This is a genomic window from Streptomyces sp. NPDC057474 (assembly GCF_042802555.1).
Lineage (GTDB): Bacteria > Actinomycetota > Actinomycetes > Streptomycetales > Streptomycetaceae > Streptomyces.
Map to the genome: position 1 here is coordinate 23,840 of NZ_JBHVDX010000080.1, position 16,040 is coordinate 39,879.

Sequence of the window (16,040 nt, forward strand, 5' to 3'; positions counted from 1 at the left end):
GTTGTACTGCACAGTAATTTCCGGGGCCTTACAGACCCATGTCCTTGGCGATGATCGACTTCATGATCTCGCTGGTGCCGCCGTAGATGCGGTTGACGCGGTTGTCCGCGTACAGGCGGGCGATCGGGTACTCGTTCATGAAGCCGTAGCCGCCGTGCAGCTGGAGGCAGCGGTCGATGACACGGTGGGCGACCTCGGTGCAGAACAGCTTGGCGCTGGCGGCCTCGGCGGGCGTCAGCTCACCGGCGTCGAGGGCCTCCGTGGCGCGGTCGGCGACGGCCTCGGCCGCGTCCACCTCGGCCTGGCAGGCGGCCAGTTCGAACTTGGTGTTCTGGAAGTGCGCGACGGGCTTGCCGAAGACGACCCGGTCCTGCACGTACTGCTTGGCGAACCGGACGGCGGCCTTGGCCTGCGCGTAGGCGCCGTAGGCGATGCCCCAGCGCTCGGAGGCGAGGTTGTGGCCGAGGTAGTAGAAGCCCTTGTTCTCCTCGCCGAGGAGGTCCTCGACGGGCACCTTGACGTCGACGAACGCCAGCTCGGCGGTGTCGGAGGTCTTCAGGCCGAGCTTGTCCAGCTTGCGGCCGACCGAGTAGCCCTCGGCCTTGGTGTCGACGACGAAGAGGGAGATGCCGTGGCGGCGGTCCTCGGCGGTGGGCGCGGCGGTGCGGGCGCAGACGATCATGCGGTCGGCGTGGACGCCACCGGTGATGAAGGTCTTGGAGCCGTTGAGGACGTAGTGCGTGCCGTCCTCGCTGAGCTTGGCGGTGGTCTTCATGCCCGCGAGATCGGAGCCGGTGCCCGGCTCGGTCATCGCGATCGCCCACATCTCCTCGCCGGAGACGAACTTCGGCAGGAAGCGCTTCTTCTGCTCGTCGTCGGCCAGCATCTTGATGTACGGCAGGCCGAGCAGCACGTGCACGCCGGAGCCGCCGAAGGTGACGCCCGCGCGGGCGGTCTCCTCGTACAGGACGGCTTCGAACTTGTACGAGTCGATGCCGGCGCCGCCGTACTCCTCGTCCACGCGGATGCCGAAGACGCCCAGCTCGGCGAGCTTGTAGTAGAAGTCGCGCGGCGCCTGGCCGGCGGCGAACCACTCGTCGTACACGGGCACGACCTCGGCCTCGATGAAGGCACGCAGGGTCTCCCGGAACGCCTCGTGATCCTCGTTGAACACCGTACGGCGCACCGCCGGCCCCTCTCTGCGCCTAAGCCGGCGCCGCTCTCGCGGATGTGGTTGCGCGCCGTTGGGGTCCTCAATTGTTGGTTGCGGTCCACAACCGACGCCCCTAAGCGCTTGCTCAGGCAACCGTACCGGCGGGTAGGCGAGCCCGTCCAGACCAACCCCTCCGTAACGCTCGTCACGCTTTTGGCGGTGGCGGTGGCGGTGGCGGTGACGGTCAGGCGGAGGCCGCCGCCCCGAAGGCCCCCCTCGCCATCCGGTGCAGAAGCTCCGCCGTGGCCGCCCGCCCCGGCAGCGACCCCGGGCGGCCCAGATGCGGCGTCGAGTTCAGCAGCCCGAACACCGAATGCACGGCGGACCGCGCCGCCGGCTCCGCCAGCCCCGGGTACACCTCGCACAGCACCCCGACCCACAACTCGACGTACTGCCGCTGCAACTGCCGTACGAGCTTGCGGTCGCTGTCGCGGAGGCGGTCCAGCTCGCGGTCGTGCAGGGTGATGAGGGGACGGTCGTCGAGAGCGAAGTCGATGTGCCCCTCGATGAGCGAGTCGAGGATCGCCGCGGCATCGCGCCCGACGGACGCCCCACCCGCCCCGCCCGACCCACCGGACCCGGCGGCCGCCCCACCCGCCCTGCCCGGCCCACCGGACCCGGCGACCCCCCGGCCGGCCCCGTCGGCCTCGGCCACCCTCCGCTTCGCCCCCGTCAACAACTGCCCGCTGATCCCCACCAACAGCTCCGCGAGCATCGCGTCCTTGCCGGCGAAGTGGCGGTAGAGGCCGGGCCCGCTGATGCCGACGGCGGCTCCTATCTCATCGACGCCGACACCGTGGAAGCCGCGCTCGGCGAAGAGCCGGGCGGCTTCCTTGAGGATCTGCTCGCGGCGGGTGGGCGCGTCGGTTCTCGTGGCCATGGAGTCGATTCTAGACAGGGAGGTTAGCGGTCGTTAACCTGGAGGAAACGCGTTAACGCTCATTAACAGGTGACCACTGGGTGAGGGGACCGCACGATGGACCAGGCACCGGAGCTGACGACCGCGGCAGATCCCGCGGCGGAGGCCTATCGGGCCAACGAGGCCGCGCACCGCGCGCTGGGCGAGGAGCTGCGCGCCAAGCTGGCCGCGGCGCGCCTCGGCGGCGGCGAGAAGGCACGCGCCCGGCACACCGCACGCGGCAAGCTGCTGCCGCGCGACAGGGTGGACACCCTCCTCGACCCCGGCTCGCCCTTCCTGGAGCTGGCGCCCCTGGCCGCCGACGGCATGTACGACGGCCAAGCCCCAGCCGCAGGCGTCATCGCCGGGATCGGCCGGGTCAGCGGGCGCGAGTGCGTCGTCGTCGCCAACGACGCCACCGTCAAGGGCGGCACGTACTACCCGATGACGGTGAAGAAGCATCTGCGGGCGCAGGAGGTGGCCCTGGAGAACCGCCTCCCCTGTCTCTACCTCGTCGACTCCGGCGGCGCCTTCCTGCCCATGCAGGACGAGGTCTTCCCCGACCGCGAGCACTTCGGCCGGATCTTCTACAACCAGGCGCGGATGTCCGGGGCGGGGATCCCGCAGATCGCGGCCGTCCTCGGGTCGTGCACGGCGGGCGGCGCGTACGTCCCCGCCATGAGCGACGAAGCCGTCATCGTCCGCGGCCAAGGGACCATCTTCCTCGGCGGCCCCCCGCTCGTGAAGGCCGCCACCGGCGAGGTCGTCACCGCCGAGGAGCTGGGCGGCGGCGAGGTCCACTCCCGGATCTCCGGTGTCACCGACCACCTCGCCGAGAACGACGCCCACGCCCTGCGCATCGTGCGGACCATCGTCTCCACCCTCCCCTCCCGGGGCCCGCTCCCCTGGTCGGTCGAACCGGCCGTCGAGCCCAAGGTGGACCCGTACACGCTGTACGGCGCCGTGCCGGTCGACTCCCGCACGCCGTACGACGTACGCGAGGTCATCGCGCGCGTGGTCGACGGTTCCCGGTTCGCCGAGTTCAAGGCGGAGTTCGGGCAGACCCTGGTCACCGGCTTCGCCCGGATCCACGGCCACCCGGTCGGGATCGTCGCCAACAACGGCATCCTCTTCTCCGAGTCCGCCCAGAAGGGCGCCCACTTCATCGAGCTGTGCGACCAGCGCGGCATCCCGCTCGTCTTCCTGCAGAACATCTCCGGCTTCATGGTCGGCCGGGACTACGAGGCCGGTGGCATCGCCAAGCACGGCGCCAAGATGGTGACGGCCGTGGCCTGCGCCCGCGTCCCCAAGCTGACGGTCGTGGTCGGCGGCTCGTACGGCGCGGGCAACTACTCGATGTGCGGCCGGGCGTATTCACCGCGCTTCCTGTGGATGTGGCCCAACGCCAAGATCTCGGTGATGGGCGGCGAACAGGCCGCGTCCGTCCTCGCGACCGTGAAGCGGGACCAGTCGGAGGCGCGCGGCGAGGACTGGCCGGCGGAAGAGGAAGAGGCCTTCAAGGAGCCGATCCGCGCCCAGTACGAACGCCAGGGCAGCGCGTACTACGCCACCGCCCGGCTCTGGGACGACGGCGTGATCGACCCGCTGGAGACCCGTCAGGTCCTGGGCCTCGCCCTGACCGCCTGCGCCAACGCGCCCCTGGGTGACCCCCAGTTCGGCGTCTTCCGGATGTAAGGGGCTTCGGACGATGACCTCTACGACGACCTCTACGACGACTTCGACGGCGGCTTCGACGATGACCATGTTCGACACGGTGCTGGTGGCCAACCGGGGCGAGATCGCCGTCCGCGTCATCCGCACCCTCCGCGCCCTCGGCGTCCGCTCCGTCGCCGTCTTCTCCGACGCGGACGCCGACGCCCGGCATGTCCGGGAGGCCGACACGGCGGTACGGATCGGTCCTGCGCCGGCGGCCGAGAGCTATCTGTCGGTGGAGCGGCTGCTGGAGGCGGCGGCCCGGACGGGCGCCCAGGCCGTCCACCCCGGGTACGGCTTCCTCGCGGAGAACCCCGGGTTCGCGCGGGCGTGCGCCGACGCGGGCCTCGTCTTCATCGGTCCACCCGCCGACGCCATCTCCCTCATGGGCGACAAGATCCGCGCCAAGGAGACGGTACGGGCGGCCGGGGTGCCGGTGGTGCCCGGTTCGAGCGGCAGCGGCCTTACCGACGCCCAACTCGCCGACGCCGCCCGCGAGATCGGCATGCCGGTGCTGCTGAAGCCCAGCGCGGGCGGCGGCGGCAAGGGCATGCGGCTGGTCCGGGAGGCGGAGCGGCTGGCCGACGAGATCGCCGCCGCCCGCCGCGAGGCCCGCGCCTCCTTCGGCGACGACACCCTCCTCGTGGAGCGGTGGGTCGACCGCCCCCGGCACATCGAGATCCAGGTCCTGGGCGACGGCCACGGCGATGTCGTCCACCTCGGTGAGCGCGAGTGCTCCCTCCAGCGCCGCCACCAGAAGATCATCGAGGAGGCACCCAGCGTCCTGCTCGACGAGGCCACGCGTGCCGCGATGGGCGAGGCGGCCGTCCAGGCGGCCCGCTCCTGCGGCTACTCCGGCGCGGGCACGGTCGAGTTCATCGTCCCCGGCGGCGACCCCTCCTCGTACTACTTCATGGAGATGAACACCCGCCTCCAGGTCGAGCACCCGGTGACCGAACTGGTCACGGGCGTCGACCTGGTGGAGTGGCAGCTCCGGGTCGCGGCGGGCGAGCGGCTGGCGTTCGGGCAGCAGGACGTACGGCTGACGGGGCACGCGGTGGAGGCGCGGATCTGCGCCGAGGACCCCGCGCGCGGGTTCCTGCCGTCGGGCGGCACCATCCTCAGGCTTCGCGAGCCGCAGGGCGACGGCGTGCGCACCGACTCCGGGCTCACCGAGGGCACGGAGGTCGGGTCGCTGTACGACCCGATGCTCTCCAAGGTCATCGCCTACGGCCCCGACCGGCCCACCGCCCTGCGCCGCCTCCGCGCGGCGCTCGCGGAGACGGTCACGCTCGGCGTGCAGACGAACGCCGGGTTCCTGCGGCGGCTGCTGGCCCATCCGGCCGTGGTGGCGGGCGAGTTGGACACCGGGTTGGTGGAGCGGGAGGTCGAGGGGCTGGTCCCGGGGGAGGTACCGGGGGAGGTGTACGAGGCCGCGGCGGCCGTACGGCTCCACGAGCTGAAGCCTCGCGGGGACGGCTGGACCGACCCCTTCTCCGTCCCGAACGGCTGGCGTCTCGGCGGCGAACCCCTTCCGCCCGCCTTCGACCTGCGAGCGACGGGACTCGAACCCGTCACTCACCACCCTCAGGGCACCCACACGGTCACCGACGACCAGGTGTCCGTGACCCTGAACGGCGTCCGCCACACCTTCCACCACGCCGCCGACTGGCTGGGCCGTGACGGCGACGCCTGGCACGTGCGCGACCACGACCCCGTCGCCGCCGCACTCACCGGCGCCGCCCACGCGGGCGCGGACTCGCTGACCGCGCCGATGCCCGGGACGGTCACCGTGGTGAAGGTGGCCGTGGGGGACGAGGTGACCGCCGGGCAGAGCCTGCTGGTGGTGGAGGCGATGAAGATGGAACACGTCGTCTCCGCGCCGCACGCCGGGACGGTCACCGAGCTGGACGTCACGCCGGGTACGACCGTCGCCATGGACCAGGTGCTGGCGGTCGTCGCCCCGCACGAGGAGGAGACGGAATGACCGGCCAGGAACAGACCCTCCCCATGACCGTGCCGGCCGAAGGCCTCCCCACCCACGTCCGTATCCACGAGGTCGGTGCCAGGGACGGCCTGCAGAACGAGAAGGCGACCGTCCCCACGGAGGTGAAGGCGGAGTTCGTCCACCGCCTGGCCGACGCGGGCCTCACCACCATCGAGGCCACCAGCTTCGTCCACCCCAAGTGGGTGCCCCAACTGGCGGACGCGGAAGCCCTCTTCCCACTCGTCAGCGACCTACAGGTGGCCCTCCCCGTCCTCGTCCCCAACGAACGCGGCCTGGACCGTGCCCTCGCCCTCGGCGCCCGCCGGGTCGCCGTCTTCGCCAGCGCCACCGAGTCCTTCGCCAAGGCCAACCTCAACCGTACGGTCGACGAGGCGCTGGCGATGTTCGACCCGGTGGTGACGCGGGCGAAGGCCGAGGGAGTCCATGTCCGGGGCTATCTCTCGATGTGCTTCGGCGACCCCTGGGAGGGGCCCGTCCCGATCCCCCAGGTCGTACGGGTCTGCCGGGCGCTCCTCGACATGGGCTGCGACGAACTGAGCCTCGGCGACACGATCGGCGTGGCCACCCCGGGCCACGTGCAGGCCCTGCTCACCGCCCTGAACGAGGCAGGCGTCCCCACCCCCTCCCTCGGCGTGCACTTCCACGACACCTACGGCCAGGCGCTCGCCAACACCCTGGCGGCGCTCCAGTACGGCGTCACCACGGTCGACGCCTCGGCCGGCGGCCTCGGCGGCTGCCCGTACGCGAAGTCCGCCACCGGAAACCTCGCCACCGAAGACCTCGTGTGGATGCTGCGCGGACTCGGCATCGACACGGGCGTCGACCTCGGCCGCCTCGTCGCCACCAGCGCGTGGATGGCCGGACACCTGGGCCGACCCAGCCCGTCCCGCACCGTACGAGCCCTGTCCCACAAGGATCAAGAGGATCACGAGGACCACGAGGACCACAAGGAGCACAAGGAGCACAAGGAGCACAAGGAGCATTGAATCCTCCCCTCCCTGAAGGGATGGGGATTCCTGGCTCAGGCTGTCTCCTGGAGCAGCGCTCCAGGAGGTCTTCCGCCATCAGCACCAGCCGGGTTGAGACCAGCCCGGACGAGCATGACGCGTGCGGAGTTCTTGTCCCTGGAGGACATGGCTCCGCAGGCGGTGCAGGTGTAGGTACACGTGTTCGCATTACCTCCGCGATACCGACAGCGCTACGGGCGCTCCGCGCCCTGAACCGGATACGGCGACGCTCCGCGTCGCGACACCCGGATGCGATCCCTCCCTGACGTGAACGCCGGGGCCCTCCTCGCAAGAAACAGGTGAAGTTCAATGGACCACCGCCTCTCCCCCGAGCTGGAAGAACTCCGCCGCACGGTCGAGAAGTTCGCGCACGAGGTCGTCGCGCCCAAGATCGGCGACTTCTACGAGCGGCACGAGTTCCCCTACGAGATCGTGCGCGAGATGGGCCGCATGGGGCTGTTCGGGCTGCCGTTCCCCGAGGAGTACGGCGGCATGGGCGGCGACTATCTGGCGCTGGGCATCGCGCTGGAGGAGCTGGCCCGGGTGGACTCGTCCGTGGCCATCACTCTCGAAGCCGGGGTCTCCCTGGGCGCGATGCCGATCCATCTCTTCGGCACCCCGGCGCAGAAGGAGGAGTGGCTGCCGCGCCTCTGCTCCGGCGAGGTGCTGGGCGCGTTCGGCCTCACCGAGCCCGACGGCGGCTCGGACGCGGGCGCGACCCGGACGACGGCCCGCCTCGACGAGTCGACAGACGAATGGGTCATCAACGGCAGCAAGTGCTTCATCACCAACTCGGGGACGGACATCACGGCCCTGGTCACGGTCACGGCGGTCACCGGCCGCACCTCGGACGGCAAACCCCTCATCTCCTCGATCATCGTCCCGTCCGGCACCCCGGGCTTCACGGTGGCCGCCCCCTACTCGAAGGTCGGCTGGAACGCCTCCGACACCCGTGAGCTGTCCTTCGCGGACGTACGGGTCCCGGCGGAGAACCTCCTCGGCGAACTCGGCCGGGGCTACGCCCAGTTCCTGCGCATCCTCGACGAGGGCCGCATCGCCATCTCGGCGCTCGCCACGGGTCTCGCCCAGGGCTGTGTGGACGAGTCGGTGAAGTACGCGAAGGAGCGGCACGCCTTCGGCCGGCCGATCGGCGCCAACCAGGCCATCCAGTTCAAGATCGCCGACATGGAGATGAAGGCCCACACGGCCCGCCTCGCCTGGCGCGACGCGGCCTCCCGCCTCGTCTCCGGTGAACCCTTCAAGAAGGAAGCGGCCCTGGCGAAGCTCTACTCCTCCACCATCGCCGTCGACAACGCCCGCGACGCCACCCAGATCCACGGCGGCTACGGCTTCATGAACGAGTACCCCGTCGCCCGTATGTGGCGCGACTCCAAGATCCTGGAGATCGGCGAGGGCACCAGCGAGGTACAACGCATGCTGATCGCGAGGGAGTTGGGCCTGACCGGCTGACGGACAGGGTGCGTTCGAAGGGTGGCCGGAATCAGCCTGGCGGCACGGCTCCGACCCCCTCTCACCCGGCTCGCCGCCCGCGAGCCGGGTGCCTTTTTGTCCCGCATGGGTGCCCCACTGGACCGCTCCTGGCGTCCTGCGCATCTGTGATGCAACCCACAGGTTTACGACCCATCAGTGCCCCGCAAACCCCACCAACCTTTGATTCACAGGTAATTCAAAGATTAGGGCAGGGGCGGGCCTGGGCATTCCACTCTCTGGAACCACCCTCTGGACAAGTGATGAGGTTAGGCTAACCTACCTTCGAACTCACCCTTGGGCGGCACTCCGCCCCGTTCGAAAGTAGCCATACACATGTCCAACGCCAGAGCCGCTCACCTCACCCGCCGTGGCATCCTCGCCGCCGGTGGCGCACTCGGTCTCGGTGCCGTGCTCGCCGCCTGTGGAGACGAGGACTCGACGAGCAGCAGCACTGGCTCCGACAAGGAGACGGCTGCCGCCGAGTCCGGCCCCTGGTCGTTCAAGGACGACCGCGGCGAGACCGCCAAGACCGACAAGGTCCCGGCGAACATCGTCGCCTTCGTGGGTGTCGCCGCCGCACTGTACGACTACGGCATCGACGTCAAGGGCGTCTTCGGCCCGACCAGGACGACGGACGGCAAGGCCGACGTCCAGGCCGGCGACCTCGACATCAGCAAGGTCACCATCCTCGGCAACGTCTGGGACGAGTTCAACGTCGAGAAGTACGCCACGCTCTCCCCCGACGTCCTCATCACCACGCTGTTCGACGACGCCGGCACCCTCTGGTACGTGCCCGAGGCCTCCAAGGACAAGATCGCCAAGCTCGCCCCGAGCGTCGGCATCTCCGTCTACGACCGCCAGCTGACCGAGCCGCTGCAGCGCATGCTGGAGCTGGCCAAGTCGCTCGGCGCGGACACGGAGTCGGAGAAGATCACCACAGCCAAGAAGCGGTTCGAGGACGCGGCCGCCCGGCTGCGCGCGGCCACCAAGGCCAAGCCCGACATCAAGGTGCTCGCGGGTTCCGCCAGCCAGGACATCTTCTACGTCTCCGGCTCGAACCTCTCCATCGACCTGGAGTACTTCAAGGCCCTCGGCGTGAACTTCGTCGAGCCGAGCGCTGCCGCACTGAAGGCCAGCGGGGGTTGGTTCGAGAACCTCAGCTGGGAGAACGTCGACAAGTACGACGCGGACGTCATCATCATGGACAGCCGCACGTCGGCGATCCAGCCGGACGCGATCGAAGAGGCGACGTGGAAGAAGCTGCCGGCGGTGAAGGCGGGGCAGGTCATCGGGCGTAACCCCGAGCCGATTCTTTCCTACGACAAGTGCGCGCCGCTTCTTGAAGAGCTGGCCGAGGCGATCGAGAAGGCCAGGAAGGTCAGTTGAGGCAGTGGGTGAACTGCGGGGCCGTCGTGGCTGGTCGCGCCCACGCGGCGGAGCCGCAAATCGACACAGCCCCGCGCCCCCGGCTTTCCCGGGCTCGCTCTTTCCGACATACGCTCCCGCCCCTGATTCAGGAGCCCCCACATGACGACGGCCGTAGCCGCACCCTTCCGTTTCTTTGCCCTTCAGGTCGCGCGGACGGAGCGGCTGGGGCCGTCTCTCGTGCGTGTCTCGTTCACGGGGGACGACCTGCGGTTGTTCCACTCCGACGGCAGGGACCAGTCGCTCTCTCTCTTCCTGCCGCAACCCGGGCAGGACGCCCCGGCCGTGCCCTATGAACTGGGTGACGGCTGGTGGCAGGCATGGCGCGAACTGCCGGACGACGTGCGGGCGGTGATGCGCTCGTACACCCTGCGGGGGCTCCGCTCGGACGTCCACGGCGAGACCGCCGAGATCGACATCGACTTCGTGCTGCACGGCGTGGAGCCGGGGGCCGCGGTGCCCGCCGGGCCCGCGTCCCGGTGGGCCTCCCAGGCGACCACCGGCGACCAGGTCGTCCTGCTCGGGCCCGCCGTCGCCGACAACCGCGCGATCCGTTTCCGTCCGCCGGCGGACACCGATCTGGTGCTGATCTGGGGTGACGAGACGGCGCTGCCCGCCGCCTCGGCGATCCTGGAGTCGCTGCCCGCCGGTACGCGGGCCCGGGTCTGGCTGGAGGTCCACCACGCGGGGGACATCCAGGACTTGGCCACCGATGCCGACGCCGAGATCACCTGGCTCGTACAGACCGAAGGGGCGCCGACCGCCCTGGAGTCGATCCGTGCCGCCCGGCTGCCGTCCGGTGAACTGCCGTACGCGTGGATCGCCGGTGAGTCCGGCCGCGTGAAGGAGCTGCGCCGTCATCTCGTGCGGGAGCGCGGGATCGACAGGCGGCGGGTGACCTTCGTCGGGTACTGGCGTGAGGGTCTGACGGAGGAGCAGCTGCGGGAGCGCGGCGAGTAAACCGAGTTACCAGGAACACCGAAGCGACCAGAGACAGCGAAGTGACCACAGTCACGACTGAGCCCGGGTTTCGCTGAAGTTAATTAGGTTAGGCTTACCTAAGTTGGACGACGTGATGTCACCCCCCACTCACCTCTCCGTCCCACCCGGACCGCCCCGCTCGGAGGACCTCCCCATGCGCTCGCACCTGCTCAATGACACGACCGCGGAGCGGTACCGCCGCACCGTGACCGAAGGCGTGGAGCGGGTGGCGGCCAAACTCGCCACCACCGACCGACCGTTCAGCGGTGTCACCGTCGACGCCCTCTCCCCCCGCATCGAGAAAATCGACCTCGACAAGCCGCTGCACGACACGGCCGCCGTCCTCGACGAACTCGAGGACGTCTATCTGCGCGACGCGGTCTACTTCCACCACCCGCGCTACCTCGCCCACCTCAACTGCCCGGTCGTCATCCCGGCCGTGCTCGGCGAGGCCGTCCTCTCCGCCGTCAACTCCTCCCTGGACACCTGGGACCAGTCGGCCGGCGGCACCCTGATCGAGCGCAAACTGATCGACTGGACCAACGAGCGCATCGGGTTCGGTCCCGCCGCCGACGGCGTGTTCACCTCCGGCGGCTCACAGTCCAACCTCCAGGCCCTGCTCCTCGCCCGTGAGGAGGCCAAGACCGACGACACCGCCAAACTGCGGATCTTCGCCTCCGAGGTCAGCCACTTCAGCGTGAAGAAGTCGGCGAAACTGCTGGGCCTCGGCCAGGACGCCGTCGTCTCCATCCCGGTCGACGGCAACAAGCGCATGCAGACGGTCGCGCTCGCCCGTGAGCTGGAGCGCTGCGAGAACGACGGCCTCGTCCCCATGGCCGTCGTCGCCACCTCCGGCACCACCGACTTCGGCTCCATAGACCCGCTGCCCGAGATAGCCGAGCTCTGCGCCCAGTACGGCACGTGGATGCACGTCGACGCCGCCTACGGCTGCGGCCTGCTCGTCTCCCTCAAGCGCCGCGACCTGCTCAACGGCATCGAGCGCGCCGACTCCGTCACCGTGGACTACCACAAGTCCTTCTTCCAGCCGGTGAGTTCCTCCGCCGTGCTCGTCCGGGACGCGTCCACGCTGCGCCACGCCACCTACCACGCGGAGTACCTCAACCCACGCCGCATGGTCACCGAGCGCATCCCCAACCAGGTCGACAAGTCCCTGCAGACCACCCGCCGCTTCGACGCGCTCAAGCTGTGGATGACGCTGCGCACGATGGGCGCCGACGGCATCGGTCAGCTCTTCGACGAGGTCTGCGACCTGGCGGAGGAGGGCTGGAAACTGCTCGCCGCCGACCCGCGCTACGACGTGGTCGTGGAGCCCCAGCTGTCCACGCTCGTCTACCGCTACATCCCCGAGGCCGTCACCGACCCGGCCGAGATCGACCGCGCCAACCTGTACGCCCGCAAAGCCCTGTTCGCCTCCGGCGACGCCGTGGTCGCGGGCACCAAGGTCGGCGGTCGCCACTACCTGAAGTTCACCCTGCTCAACCCCGAGACCACGGCCGAGGACATCGCCGCCGTACTCGATCTGATCGCCGGCCACGCCGAGCAGTACCTGGGAGAATCCCTTGACCGCGTCGCTTCCTGAATCCGCCGTGAAAACCTACGACTTCATCGGCATCGGACTGGGACCCTTCAACCTCGGCCTCGCCTGCCTCACCGAACCCATCGCCGAACTCGACGGGATCTTCCTGGACTCGAAGCCCGCATTCGAGTGGCACTCGGGGATGTTCCTCGACGGCGCCCACCTCCAGACCCCGTTCATGTCGGACCTGGTCACCCTCGCCGACCCGACCTCCCCGTACTCCTTCCTGAACTACCTGAAGGACTCGGGCCGTCTGTACTCGTTCTACATCCGCGAGAACTTCTACCCCCTGCGGGTCGAGTACGACGACTACTGCCGCTGGGCCGCGAACCGGCTGAGCAACGTCCGCTTCAGCACGACGGTCACCGAAGTGACGTACGAGGACGACGTCTACGCCGTGAAGACGGCCGACGGTGACGTCCTGCGCGCCCGGCACCTCGTCCTCGGCACCGGCACGCCCCCGTACATCCCGGAGGCGGTCCAGGGCCTGGGCGGCGACTACATCCACAACTCCCGCTACATGCGGCACAAGCAGGAACTGCAGCAGAAGGAGTCGATCACCCTCGTCGGCTCCGGGCAGTCGGCCGCCGAGATCTACCACGACCTGCTCAGCGAGATCGACGTCCACGGCTACCAGCTGAACTGGGTGACGCGCTCCCCGCGATTCTTCCCGCTGGAGTACACCAAGCTCACGCTGGAGATGACCTCCCCTGAGTACATCGACTACTTCCGCGAGCTGCCGGAGCCGACCCGCTACCGCCTGACCCAGGAGCAGAAGGGCCTCTTCAAGGGCATCGACGGAGACCTCATCAACGAGATCTTCGACCTGCTCTACCAGAAGAGCCTCGGCGGCCCGCTCCCCACCCGTCTGCTCACCAACTCCGCACTGAACAGCGTGAGTTACGAGAACGGCACGTACACCCTCGGCCTGCGTCAGGAGGAGCAGGAGAAGGACTTCGAGATCAACTCGCAGGGCCTGATCCTCGCCACCGGCTACAAGTACGCCGAGCCGGAGTTCCTCAAGCCCGTCCGCGACCGGCTGCGCTACGACGCGCAGGGCAACTTCGACGTGGCCCGCAACTACGCGATCGACACCACCGGCCGAGGCGTCTTCCTGCAGAACGCCGCCGTCCACGCCCACAGCATCACCTCACCCGACCTGGGCATGGGCCCGTACCGGAACTCGTACATCATCCGCGAACTGCTCGGCACCGAGTACTACCCGGTCGAGAAGACCATCGCCTTCCAGGAGTTCGCCGTATGAGCGGCATCAGCGGCATGAACTACACCTTCCGCCCCCTCGACCCACTGAACGACGCCGAGCTGCTGCACGGCTGGGTGACGCACCCCAAGGCGGCGTACTGGATGATGCAGGACGCCAGGCTGGAGGACGTCGAGCGCGCCTACATGGAGATCGCGGCCGACCCCCACCACCACGCCCTGCTGGGGCTGCGCGACGGCGAGCCCGCCTTCCTCATGGAGAAGTACGACCCCGCCCACCGTGAACTCGTCGGCCTGTACGAGCCCGAGCCCGGAGACGTCGGCATGCACTTCCTGGTGCCGCCGACAAACACCCCGGTGCACGGCTTCACCAGGTCCGTGATCACCGCCGTGATGGCGCACCTCTTCGAGCACCCGGCCACCCACCGGGTCGTCGTCGAGCCGGACGTGTCCAACAAGGCCGTCCACGCCCTCAACGAAGTCGTCGGTTTCGTCCCCGACCGCGAGATCGACAAGCCGGAGAAGCGCGCACTGCTGAGCTTCTGCACGCGAGAGCAGTTCTTTAAAAGGCACAGCCTGGCTGCCCGAGGAGTAACTGTATGACCCTGTCCGATGCCGTAGCGCATCTGTCCCCCCACCGCTGGGCACGGGCCAATCGCCTGCTCATCCGCAAGGCCCTCGCCGAGTTCGCCCATGAGCGGCTCATCACGCCGGAGGCGACCGCCGACGGCCGCTTCGAGGTCCGCAGCGACGACGGTCAGACCCGCTACGGGTTCACCGCCGTCCGGCGCGCCCTCGACCACTGGCAGGTCGACGCCGACTCGATCTCCCGTCAACGAGACGGCGTCGACCTCCCTCTGGCCGCCCTGGACTTCTTCATCGAGCTGAAGCAGTCCCTCGGCCTGAGCGACGAGATCCTCCCGGTCTATCTGGAGGAGATCTCCTCCACCCTGTCCGGCACCTGCTACAAGCTCGCCAAACCGCAGACGCCGGTCGCCGAACTCGTCGACGGCGGCTTCCAGGCCATCGAGACCGGGATGACCGAGGGCCACCCCTGCTTCGTCGCCAACAACGGCCGCCTCGGCTTCGGCGTCCACGAGTACCTCTCGTACGCCCCCGAGACTGCGAGCCCGGTCCGCCTGGTCTGGCTGGCCGCGCACCGCTCACGGGCGGCGTTCACGGCGGGCGTGGGCATCGAGTACGAGGCATTCCTCCGGGACGAGCTGGGCGCGGAGACGGTCGACCGCTTCAACTCCGTGCTCACCGACCTGGAGCTGGACCCCGCCGACTACCTCTTCATCCCGGTCCACCCCTGGCAGTGGTGGAACAAGCTCACCGTCACCTTCGCCGCCGAGATCGCCCAGCAGAACCTGGTGTGCCTCGGTGAGGGCGACGACGAGTACCTGGCCCAGCAGTCGATCCGCACGTTCTTCAACAGCTCCACCCCCGAGAAGCACTACGTCAAGACGGCCCTGTCCGTCCTCAACATGGGCTTCATGCGCGGCCTCTCGGCGGCGTACATGGAGGCGACCCCGGCCATCAACGACTGGCTGGCCGGTCTCATCGACAGCGACCCGGTGCTGAAGTCGACCGGCCTGTCGATCATCCGCGAGCGCGCCGCCGTCGGCTACCGGCACCTGGAGTACGAGGCCGCCACCGACAAGTACTCCGCGTACCGCAAGATGCTGGCCGCGCTGTGGCGCGAGAGCCCGGTGTCCGCGTTGCAGGAGGGCGAGTCGCTGGCGACGATGGCCTCCCTGGTCCACGTCGACCACGAGGGCAACGGCTTCGCCGCCGCGCTGATCGAACGCTCGGGCCTGACCCCGACGGAGTGGCTGCGCCGCTACTTGCGGGCGTACTTCACTCCCCTCCTCCACAGCTTCTACGCGTACGACCTCGTCTTCATGCCGCACGGCGAGAACGTCATCCTCGTCCTGAAGGACGGTGTCGTCGAGCGGGCGATCTACAAGGACATCGCCGAGGAGATCGCGGTCATGGACCCGCAGGCGGTGCTGCCGCCGGCGGTCGAGCGGCTGCGCGTCGAGGTCCCCGAGGACAAGAAGCTCCTGTCCATCTTCACGGACGTCTTCGACTGCTTCTTCCGCTTCCTCGCCGCGAACCTCGCCGAGGAAGGCGTCCTGGACGAGGAGGAGTTCTGGCGCACGGTCGCCGAGACCGTCCGCGACTACCAGCACTCGATGCCCGAACTCGCCGCCAAGTTCGCCCAGTACGACATGTTCGCCCCCGAGTTCGCGCTGTCCTGCCTCAACCGGCTCCAGCTGCGCAACAACAAGCAGATGGTCGACCTGGCGGACCCGGCGGGCGCACTCCAGCTCATCGGCAACCTGAAGAACCCCATCGCGGGCGTGTAGCCCCTGGCACAGCCCCACCAAAGCAGGCGGGCACCTCGGAGTACGGTCCTCCGAGGTGCCCGCCGCGTCATGCCTTCGGCGGCGGGCGATTTCGACTGCGGGTCCGGTGGGGGC

At 69.1% G+C, this 16,040-nt stretch carries 12 protein-coding genes and 1 pseudogene; 10 read left to right on the forward strand and 3 right to left on the reverse strand.

Going from position 1 to position 16,040, the window contains the following annotated elements; genetic code table 11:
* Positions 1-28: 28 nt before the first annotated feature.
* Together ACFU53_RS22870 and ACFU53_RS22875 are read right to left on the reverse strand one after the other, a co-directional pair.
* Positions 29-1,186, reverse strand: coding sequence for an acyl-CoA dehydrogenase family protein (locus tag ACFU53_RS22870; protein ID WP_383995304.1), 1,158 nt, complete (start codon positions 1,184-1,186; stop codon positions 29-31).
* A gap of 211 nt (positions 1,187-1,397) precedes the next feature.
* Positions 1,398-2,093, reverse strand: coding sequence for a TetR/AcrR family transcriptional regulator (locus ACFU53_RS22875; RefSeq protein WP_383995306.1), 696 nt, complete (start codon positions 2,091-2,093; stop codon positions 1,398-1,400).
* A gap of 96 nt (positions 2,094-2,189) precedes the next feature.
* Between ACFU53_RS22875 and ACFU53_RS22880 the strand changes: the two genes are divergently transcribed.
* The 3 genes from ACFU53_RS22880 to ACFU53_RS22890 all read left to right on the forward strand — a co-directional run bounded on the left by ACFU53_RS22880 (position 2,190) and on the right by ACFU53_RS22890 (position 6,818).
* Positions 2,190-3,806: a carboxyl transferase domain-containing protein gene (locus ACFU53_RS22880; protein WP_383995309.1), complete on the forward strand. Its 1,617-nt coding sequence runs from the start codon at positions 2,190-2,192 to the stop codon at positions 3,804-3,806.
* A 67-nt stretch (positions 3,807-3,873) separates the two neighbouring features.
* Entirely contained in the window at positions 3,874-5,811 is a 1,938-nt protein-coding gene (locus ACFU53_RS22885) for an acetyl/propionyl/methylcrotonyl-CoA carboxylase subunit alpha (protein WP_383995341.1), read from the forward strand.
* Positions 5,808-6,818 carry a hydroxymethylglutaryl-CoA lyase gene (locus ACFU53_RS22890; protein WP_383995312.1) on the forward strand — a complete coding sequence of 337 codons (1,011 nt, stop codon included), beginning with the start codon at positions 5,808-5,810 and terminating at the stop codon, positions 6,816-6,818. Before ACFU53_RS22885 ends, ACFU53_RS22890 begins: the two co-directional genes overlap by 4 nt.
* A 35-nt stretch (positions 6,819-6,853) precedes the next feature.
* On the opposite strand, the pseudogene ACFU53_RS22895 reads toward ACFU53_RS22890, so the two are convergent.
* Positions 6,854-6,994 (reverse strand): annotated as a pseudogene (locus ACFU53_RS22895) (RNA-guided endonuclease TnpB family protein); the annotation flags it as partial.
* A gap of 154 nt (positions 6,995-7,148) precedes the next feature.
* Between ACFU53_RS22895 and ACFU53_RS22900 the strand changes: the two are divergent.
* From ACFU53_RS22900 to ACFU53_RS22930, 7 genes are all read left to right on the forward strand, one after another.
* The gene (locus ACFU53_RS22900) at positions 7,149-8,309 is read left to right on the forward strand and encodes an acyl-CoA dehydrogenase family protein (RefSeq protein WP_383995315.1); all 1,161 of its coding nucleotides are present in this window, start codon (positions 7,149-7,151) and stop codon (positions 8,307-8,309) included.
* Positions 8,310-8,663: 354 nt separating this feature from the next.
* Complete coding sequence (locus ACFU53_RS22905; RefSeq protein ID WP_383995318.1) at positions 8,664-9,716, forward strand: ABC transporter substrate-binding protein; 1,053 nt, start codon at positions 8,664-8,666, stop codon at positions 9,714-9,716.
* A gap of 141 nt (positions 9,717-9,857) precedes the next feature.
* Positions 9,858-10,715 (forward strand): siderophore-interacting protein, encoded by an 858-nt coding sequence (locus ACFU53_RS22910; RefSeq protein ID WP_383995321.1) that lies wholly within the window; start codon positions 9,858-9,860, stop codon positions 10,713-10,715.
* Between the two features lie 175 nt (positions 10,716-10,890).
* Positions 10,891-12,336, forward strand: a complete 1,446-nt coding sequence (gene desA / locus ACFU53_RS22915) for a lysine decarboxylase DesA (protein WP_383995324.1) — start codon at positions 10,891-10,893, stop codon at positions 12,334-12,336.
* 7 nt (positions 12,337-12,343) lie between these two features.
* Positions 12,344-13,597, forward strand: a complete 1,254-nt coding sequence (locus tag ACFU53_RS22920) for a lysine N(6)-hydroxylase/L-ornithine N(5)-oxygenase family protein (protein ID WP_383995327.1) — start codon at positions 12,344-12,346, stop codon at positions 13,595-13,597.
* The gene (locus ACFU53_RS22925; protein ID WP_383995330.1) at positions 13,594-14,157 is read left to right on the forward strand and encodes a GNAT family N-acetyltransferase; all 564 of its coding nucleotides are present in this window, start codon (positions 13,594-13,596) and stop codon (positions 14,155-14,157) included. The genes ACFU53_RS22920 and ACFU53_RS22925 overlap by 4 nt, the downstream gene beginning before the upstream one ends.
* Positions 14,154-15,926 (forward strand): IucA/IucC family protein, encoded by a 1,773-nt coding sequence (locus tag ACFU53_RS22930; RefSeq protein ID WP_383995333.1) that lies wholly within the window; start codon positions 14,154-14,156, stop codon positions 15,924-15,926. Before ACFU53_RS22925 ends, ACFU53_RS22930 begins: the two co-directional genes overlap by 4 nt.
* The last annotated feature ends 114 nt before the right edge of the window (positions 15,927-16,040 follow it).

Coding starts and splice junctions, on each gene's coding strand:
- ACFU53_RS22875 (WP_383995306.1), bottom strand. CDS start 2,093: ATGGCCACGAGAACCGACGCGCCCACCCGCCGCGAGCAGATCCTCAAG.
- ACFU53_RS22880 (WP_383995309.1), top strand. CDS start 2,190: ATGGACCAGGCACCGGAGCTGACGACCGCGGCAGATCCCGCGGCGGAG.
- ACFU53_RS22885 (WP_383995341.1), top strand. CDS start 3,874: ATGTTCGACACGGTGCTGGTGGCCAACCGGGGCGAGATCGCCGTCCGC.
- ACFU53_RS22890 (WP_383995312.1), top strand. CDS start 5,808: ATGACCGGCCAGGAACAGACCCTCCCCATGACCGTGCCGGCCGAAGGC.
- ACFU53_RS22900 (WP_383995315.1), top strand. CDS start 7,149: ATGGACCACCGCCTCTCCCCCGAGCTGGAAGAACTCCGCCGCACGGTC.
- ACFU53_RS22905 (WP_383995318.1), top strand. CDS start 8,664: ATGTCCAACGCCAGAGCCGCTCACCTCACCCGCCGTGGCATCCTCGCC.
- ACFU53_RS22910 (WP_383995321.1), top strand. CDS start 9,858: ATGACGACGGCCGTAGCCGCACCCTTCCGTTTCTTTGCCCTTCAGGTC.
- desA (WP_383995324.1), top strand. CDS start 10,891: ATGCGCTCGCACCTGCTCAATGACACGACCGCGGAGCGGTACCGCCGC.
- ACFU53_RS22925 (WP_383995330.1), top strand. CDS start 13,594: ATGAGCGGCATCAGCGGCATGAACTACACCTTCCGCCCCCTCGACCCA.
- ACFU53_RS22930 (WP_383995333.1), top strand. CDS start 14,154: ATGACCCTGTCCGATGCCGTAGCGCATCTGTCCCCCCACCGCTGGGCA.